Origin of the sequence: Paenisporosarcina indica (genome assembly GCF_001939075.1) — a bacterium.
GTDB classification, from domain to species: Bacteria; Bacillota; Bacilli; order Bacillales_A; family Planococcaceae; genus Paenisporosarcina; species Paenisporosarcina indica.
Genome location: NZ_MPTA01000010.1, coordinates 47,168 through 54,457, shown reverse-complemented (window position 1 = coordinate 54,457; position 7,290 = coordinate 47,168). Strand labels below are relative to the sequence as shown.

Here is a 7,290-nt window from a genome sequence, read left to right as displayed (position 1 = left end):
TTTTGGTTTTGGTTTTGGTGTTGTCGTTACTGGTGGTTTTGGTGTTGTCGTTACTGGTGGTTTTGGTGTTGTTGTTACTGGTGGTTTTGGTGTTGTTGTTACTGGTGGTTTTGGTGTTGTTGTTACTGGTGGTACCGGTGTCGTCGTTACTGCTGGTGCTGGCTTCCCCATCTTTTCCAATGTATAATCCACAGAACCTACAGGAAATTGATTCGGCATTCTGATCTCCTTTCTACATAATGTAATCATCTCATCTTATTCAAACAAACCTTAGGATAGGTCGGAATATGATAATATTTTAATTTTATTGTAGACTGTGTTAACAGTGTACATAGAAAGATTTTGATTAATCCACTCTTTACTAACCTGTTGATCTAATAATAATTTACAATACATTTCCCAATAAATTTTTCCAGGGACAAATAGTTGTGATTTTAAAAATTCAAATTCTATTTCACTTAATGGTCTCACCCGGTGATAGGACTTTAATATATCAAGAAGCCTTTCTCCCTCTTTTCCCATGTAGAGATGGCATAAGAAGACTAAATCGCTAACTCTTAAGTAAGAGGAACTATCATCAAAATCTAAAACATACATTTGACCTTTTGATGATAAAATCAAATTTGAAGAATTATAATCACCATGTACAAATGTATTTTTTTCTTCCTCTTTCACCACTAACTCTTTATAGCTATTTAAAGGAAAAATGTATTCCGCGTATTCCATTCTTTCCAGTGCTATTCTTAACGTATCGGTTCCAAACTGTTGAACCCACGCTTTTAATTTTTCATAAATAATATGATTGTAATATTGACCAACTCTGACATCATAAAATGATATAGGAAGTAAAAAATCGTTTGGTCCTTTTGCTTTGATACTATAATCAGAAGCTAAGGCTGCCTGGTGGAAGGTGGCCAAGAATGCCGAGGCATTTATCAAGTGGTCTTTATTTGAAAAAGAGGGTTTAACCCCTTCAATCCACTCGCTCAATGTGTAAATTAACTTACCTTCAGTTACAGAATTTAATCTATCCAAAGTCGGAATAATTTGGTGAAAATAATTAAAATCATTATTTTTTAACTGCTGATGGAGTGTATAAAGAAAATTATGATTAACTGCCCAATCATAGACCTTCAATGCATAAGTTTTCTCTGTAGTTTGGATTTTATAAATATTATTTCTAAGCTGTTTAATGAATACAGAACTAATGCCGTACTTTATTTTAAGCACATCGACTATTTCCATTTATTCACTTCCCCCAAATTACTTCTTTGTAATTTTTCATAAAGCATATTTCTACATCATATTCTATTCTATGACACTATTAATATTACCTAATTAATTGTCGAAAAGAGGGATAGAAAAATGTCGGATTATGTATTAATGCAAGTGAATAAAATGATTTCAATTGATAAGTGCCTCGCGATTTTTAATGTTAAACCCACTGCAACACCAATAAGTGCCGTCATCCACTTTGAATTCTCAAGTGATGACGGACTGACCTGGGATTCATTATTGGTTCGTCCAATTAACAGCGGTATACCTCAAGAGTATATAATGATTCCCGGAATTTTTTATGCTGACATCCAACACGCAACACACATTAAATACGTTAGAGACCTGGCGCATGATAACTTTTTCACCGTAAAGGTCAAATTCGTGTCAAACCTTACCTTACAGAATGAAACTACACGAAGTACTAAACGTTATACCCCTGTTCCAGCAAGATTAAGCCCTATCATTCGGTCTACCATAGGAAGAGAAATATCTGACGTTACACCTGATGGCACAATATATGCATACGGTGGTCTAAATCTATATAAGTCGACAGATTTAGGAATATCCTGGATTCCGATTCAAAGTCCATTTACTCAGGGCAACATTAGCAGATTTAAAAAACTATCTTCAAGGGAATTGCTAATTATCGGTAATAATTTAGATGGCAAAAAAGGTTTGCAAGTGTGGAAAAGTGATCCTAATGAAAAAAGTATCCATAAAGTAGCAGTGTTAGATACTGTGTCAGATGCCAACAGTTTTTGGGGACTTGAATCGTATGATAATATTATACTCTTCGCTCCATATGTCCTGCAGCCAAGAAAATCTAACCAAATACTTAAAGCATATATTTCTCGGGATTATGGTCAAAGCTGGCAAAGTATTTTCCAAGCCCCCGTTATTGATTCATGGCATTTCCACAATATAAAACTTGATCCATACGAAAGTAGAATTTGGTTATTGAGTGGTGATGGCTCTAAGAAAACAAATGTATGGTTCACTGATGATTGGGGACAAAACTGGAGTAGTTTGTGGCCTGAGGGTGAGTCACCTGTGCAATTTACCGACTTAGCTATACTACCACATTGTCTAATCTTCGGAATGGATGATAATAAAGGACGTGGTTTTTTCCGTCTGGATAAAACGACAAACCGCTTATCAGCCGGAGCCCTTAACTCCCAAATGCACGAAGCATTCTTTATTGATAAGATTGGCACTCCAGCTGACGCAACTGGAACCTTCATTACTCATCAAAATGTGGCTTATCTCCCTACAGAATCTCCGAGAGGATTGTTAACCGCCACTATGGACGGAATCAATTATTACGTGCTTTGGGATTATACACAACAACCTACTGGACCCGTAGAAGGGTTAAGTTATTTTTCAGCTACTATTACTGGGAAATTAATCGGTTATTTTAAAGATGATAGTTCAAAAAGTAGTCCGTTTATTTGGGTTGCTGATCAGCCAAAGTGGATAGAAATTTAATTAAATGACCCTCCCATGCTTTTGAAGAATTATTTCGTACAATCCCTGACACATATCTCCTATAATAAGTTGTTCAACTAAGTTTCCTCTACTGCTGTAATGTAATTCGCTTCTTATTCTATTTTTCGATATTACATCTACTTCACGAATTGCTTTAACGGTTAATCCTGATAATACAGCTCTTACCATCGCTATTGTAGGAACTGCCAAATTCGCAACTCCGATTATATTAACTGCTCTTCCATTTATAGCATGCGGAACTGCGGTTAGAGTATTTACATCCAAGTCTTTTCGGCTTAATGAATTATTTAGAAAAAATTTAGACCAGGTTACCTCATCCCATTCAGGATGCTTCACTAAATTACTTAAATTATTTAAGGCTACATCTATTCCTCCTTTGGTAACAGCAGTAATAAATGGAATTAGTTCCTCTACTGAAAGAACCATGTCTCCATCAAGAAATAAGTAATGTGCTGAAGGAAAGTTCAAAGCCCCTACTCCTCTGCCAACATCGTGCCCTAATCTATATGAGAAGGATAAGACTTTTGCACCTGCTTCTTTAGCTATTTTCGCAGTGGCATCAGTTGAACCGTTCTCTACAACTACTACTTGTGTAGCACCCGCATCAAAGGCACTTCTGATTACATTGCCGATGGTCTCCTCTTCATTGGAGGCAGAAATTATCGCAGTAACTCCCGAATGGTAGGACAGTATCTCATAATTTTGAAGTTCTAATACGTCAAATCTTCGCCCTAAATTCGTATATCCACTTCTTCTGCCGTAACTGTTCAACCAAGATGACGTTGATTGTAAAAATTCTTCCATTATCAGTGATTCTTCCTTTTCGTTTAACTTGTTCAAATTATTTTTGGAGTGATTAAAAACTTCGATAACTAAGCCCTTTTTTATTGCATTCATTTTTGCTAATGGAGGGACTGCCAGGCTATCTGCTCCAATAATTTTTAAAGCTTCTCGACTGATAGCAAAAGGGACATTATAGAGCGAACTGCACAAAAGGTCTCTCCGATTAGAGATAATATTGAGAATGTATTCTACTGATTCAAAATTGATAACACCTGGCTGGGGTGTATCTGAAAAGGTGCTAAGAGCTAAATCTGCTTTTTTATTTTCTACACAAAGTATCAGCGATCTTATTTCTTTGAAATTTATTAAGAATTTTGTATCCATGAATAGTAATATATTTCCCTTTGCTATTTTTGCTCCGTGTACCCGCATTTTGTGACTTATTATTTCTGAACCAAAATGAAGTACTTTTACATCATGATTGGAATAAATTAGATAATCTTTATTGTTGGATGAACCGCTCAGTAGTAAGATTAGCTCAGAATAATGTAAGTTTTGCGCTACCCTGAATAATTGCTCTAAATTTTCATCATCTGCTTTTCCGGTTATTATGATTGATAAAGTCGGTTTCAATATCCACTCTCTCCTCCCTTTTTAAGTGATTAATAAATCAGCGATTCATACAGCTTTTTTCTTACCCCCATTGAAATAATAAAAAGCGTTCCATAGGGGGTGCTTTCAAGCTGCCGCTTATATTCCATATAGTATGAGAGAACGATTAAAGATTTAAAGGCAGCTGTCCTCATTTAATATAATTTTTAGAAATCCTTTCCCAAGGCAAAATGTTAACCTTTTACTTTTATCTAACCTAAAAAACATTTATACACAAAGGTTTCTAGACGAAAATCACATCACTTCGCCCATTGGATTTTTTTCAGGTAGGTTTGCAACTACTGCTTCTGTAGTTAAGAATAATGTAGCTACAGATGCAGCGTTTTAAGGGCAAAACGCGTTACTTTAGTTGGATCCACGATTCCTGCGTCTATTATGTTCACCTATGTACCGTTCGCTGCGTTGAAACCGAAACCGATTTCTTCGCGTTTAGTCGATTTTCTGAACGGGTATTCCAAAGTAATATTCAAAGCAGTATATTATTTAAGAGAATTCTCCATAAATTAAACTATAATCCCCCCAAAATAATAAACATAGATCCAAAATCTATTCTTTTTGACACAGGAGCCGAAAAATCAATCCACTGGGAACAAAGAAAAAAGCGTGTAAACCTTGTATTACCAAGGTTTACACGCTTTTTTTATTGATGAATTACATCATGCCACTCATAAATCCTTCAATTTGTAATATGTTGAACGAAAGTGAATATAAGTTGATTAAAGCGCGATATGTCAACTTTCATGTAGCATGTTCTGCAACATCTTTTACTCTAGATAATGACTTTTAAATGGATTATGTGTCCAGTATTTAACCCTATTTGCATTGGTATACGAGGAAGATAAAATTTTCCCGCAATCATTCTTTTTTGTGTTAGCCATAATTAACTCTTTAGTTGCTACATTAATTGGAGGAATAATTGCAAATTATTACTATAGTTAAACACTCTATAAACATAGGAGGAATATGTGCTTCTGTTTACTATGAAATTAATCTTTTACTCGGCGGATATGAATTATTTAGTTTCCCAAATATTACTACGCTGGTTGTTTTGGTGCAATATTTGTACAATGAAATCAAAATTAAACGAACTAATCTTTGATACACTACGTGGGTGCATAAAAAGCATCAGGTTTTTTGGTTTGAGGTGAAATATGAGTTCTCATTTTTAATAAAAGCCCACTCATATGAGTAGGCTTTATGCAACGAATTAAATTCTTTAAAAAACCTTAACACCGCCAGTGCAAATGCAAATGAAAATAAAAATGAAATGTAATTTTACATCAGTAGAATATCACTCAACGTAATTAATAATAAGTAATACTAATCAAATTTCCACCCTTATGAAAGCACAAAAATTAACTTTAATTCAAATGTTCCTGTGCTAATTTCTCACGATTAGATGCAACATGGAAGAAAAGGCCATCCACCAGTTCATTAAACTGGTGGATGGCCTTTATTCAGGCTACATTATTTATTTTTCTTTTCCTTTTCCAAATTGTTCCTTATATAATCTTTACCCCATTCATACATCGAATCAAGAATCGGAATCAAACTTCTTCCTTGTTCTGTAAGTGAGTATTCCACTTTTGGTGGAACAACAGGATAAACTTCGCGATGTACGATCAAATGATCTTCAAGTTCACGTAATTGATTAACAAGCATCCGTTGTGTAATTCCCGGCATAAGGTTTTTTAATTCACCAAAGCGTTTGGTTCCTTCTTTACCTAAATGCCATAGCACCAACATTTTCCATTTACCACCAATGATAGAAAGTGTCAGTTCCTTTTCGCAATTAAACACTTTCTCCCCCAAATTAGGCATCTACTTCCCCTCCTTCCCTTTAGATTAATTAGTATACTTTTGAATACTATGTGTGGAAAAAGTTCGTACTTTGATTTTTATCATATACTAATTATACTAAATGCTACATAGTTAGTACATCACTCTCCTTTGGATATACTAAAATTCATATCAAAGTTTTAAATTACAAAACAAAGAAATGAGGTAAAAAAATGGTTCGATTCGGTATAGTCGGTACTAATTGGATTACAGAAAGATTACTTGAAGCGGCAAAGGCTGTAGAAAATTTCGAACTAACAGCAGTTTATTCTCGAACGAATGAGAAAGCTGAAGAATTTGCCAGCATATACGGTATAACAAAAATATTTACAGACTTAGAAGAAATGGCTGCTAGCGAAGAAATTGACGCGGTTTACATTGCTACTCCAAATTCATTACACGCAGAACAAGCAATTTTATTTTCACAGAATGGCAAACACGTTTTATGTGAAAAGCCCCTGGCTGCTAATGCAACAGAAGTAGCTAGGATGATAGCAGCAGCAAAAAATCATAACGTCCTATTAATGGAAGCAATGAAATCAACACTACTTCCAAACTTCAAGGTTATTCAAGATAACTTACATAAAATTGGTCCTGTCCGTAGATACTTTGCAAGCTATTGTCAGTATTCATCTCGTTATAATAAATACAAAGAAGGCATTGTCCTGAATGCTTTCAATCCAAACTTTGCGAACGGTTCATTAATGGATCTTGGCGTCTACTGTTTGTATCCGCTTGTTACATTATTTGGTGAACCAAAAGAAGTGAAGGCAACAGGTCTTATACTGGATTCAGGTGTGGATGGTGAAGGTAGTGTCATATTGAAATACGATGATAAAGATGCAGTTGTGATGTATTCAAAAATTACCAACTCTTATTTACCAAGCGAAATCCAAGGTGAAAAAGGCAGCATGATTATTGATAAGATCCATTCGGCAGAAAAAGTAGAAATTCATTACAATGACGGGACAATTGAACCATTAACTGTCGAGCAATCTCATCCCGCTATGTATTATGAATTGAAAGAATTTATTGATTTAATCAGCCAACAGAAAACGGAATCCACTACAAACTCATTTGAAAACTCATTCACTACAATGCAAGTGTTGGATAAAGTCCGAAAAGAAATACGACTTGTCTTTCCAAATGACCTTAAGTAAACCAATGTATATAAAAATATTAAGGAACATTTGTGTAACAAGACATATGTTC

At 34.9% G+C, this 7,290-nt stretch carries 6 protein-coding genes and 1 pseudogene; 2 read left to right on the top strand and 5 right to left on the bottom strand.

The window, feature by feature from the left end:
• Both GY23_RS17180 and GY23_RS17175 read right to left on the bottom strand, forming a co-directional pair.
• A partial coding sequence (locus tag GY23_RS17180; RefSeq protein WP_211270701.1) for a hypothetical protein occupies positions 1 to 219 on the bottom strand: 219 nt, incomplete at its 3' end.
• A 51-nt stretch (positions 220 to 270) separates the two neighbouring features.
• On the bottom strand, positions 271 to 1,245 hold the full coding sequence (locus GY23_RS17175; RefSeq protein WP_075620411.1) for a phosphotransferase: 975 nt from the start codon (positions 1,243 to 1,245) through the stop codon (positions 271 to 273).
• Positions 1,246 to 1,365: 120 nt separating this feature from the next.
• Here GY23_RS17175 and GY23_RS17170 point away from each other — a divergent pair, with 120 nt between their 5' ends.
• Positions 1,366 to 2,763, top strand: coding sequence for a WD40/YVTN/BNR-like repeat-containing protein (locus tag GY23_RS17170; protein ID WP_075620410.1), 1,398 nt, complete (start codon positions 1,366 to 1,368; stop codon positions 2,761 to 2,763).
• On the opposite strand, the gene GY23_RS17165 is transcribed toward GY23_RS17170, so the two are convergent.
• The 3 genes and pseudogenes from GY23_RS17165 to GY23_RS17155 all read right to left on the bottom strand — a co-directional run bounded on the left by GY23_RS17165 (position 2,764) and on the right by GY23_RS17155 (position 6,060).
• Entirely contained in the window at positions 2,764 to 4,200 is a 1,437-nt protein-coding gene (locus tag GY23_RS17165; protein WP_075620409.1) for a glycosyltransferase family 2 protein, read from the bottom strand.
• Between the two features lie 273 nt (positions 4,201 to 4,473).
• Positions 4,474 to 4,670, bottom strand: a pseudogene (gene groEL / locus GY23_RS18885) (chaperonin GroEL); the annotation flags it as partial.
• A gap of 1,036 nt (positions 4,671 to 5,706) precedes the next feature.
• Positions 5,707 to 6,060 carry a winged helix-turn-helix transcriptional regulator gene (locus GY23_RS17155; protein WP_075620407.1) on the bottom strand — a complete coding sequence of 118 codons (354 nt, stop codon included), beginning with the start codon at positions 6,058 to 6,060 and terminating at the stop codon, positions 5,707 to 5,709.
• A 191-nt stretch (positions 6,061 to 6,251) separates the two neighbouring features.
• Between GY23_RS17155 and GY23_RS17150 the strand changes: the two genes are divergently transcribed.
• Positions 6,252 to 7,238, top strand: coding sequence for a Gfo/Idh/MocA family protein (locus GY23_RS17150; RefSeq protein ID WP_075620406.1), 987 nt, complete (start codon positions 6,252 to 6,254; stop codon positions 7,236 to 7,238).
• The last annotated feature ends 52 nt before the right edge of the window (positions 7,239 to 7,290 follow it).

Excerpts from the sequence above, each read along its gene's own strand:
- GY23_RS17155 (WP_075620407.1), bottom strand. The coding sequence starts at position 6,060 with ATGCCTAATTTGGGGGAGAAAGTGTTTAATTGCGAAAAGGAACTGACA.
- GY23_RS17175 (WP_075620411.1), bottom strand. The coding sequence starts at position 1,245 with ATGGAAATAGTCGATGTGCTTAAAATAAAGTACGGCATTAGTTCTGTA.
- GY23_RS17150 (WP_075620406.1), top strand. The coding sequence starts at position 6,252 with ATGGTTCGATTCGGTATAGTCGGTACTAATTGGATTACAGAAAGATTA.
- GY23_RS17170 (WP_075620410.1), top strand. The coding sequence starts at position 1,366 with ATGTCGGATTATGTATTAATGCAAGTGAATAAAATGATTTCAATTGAT.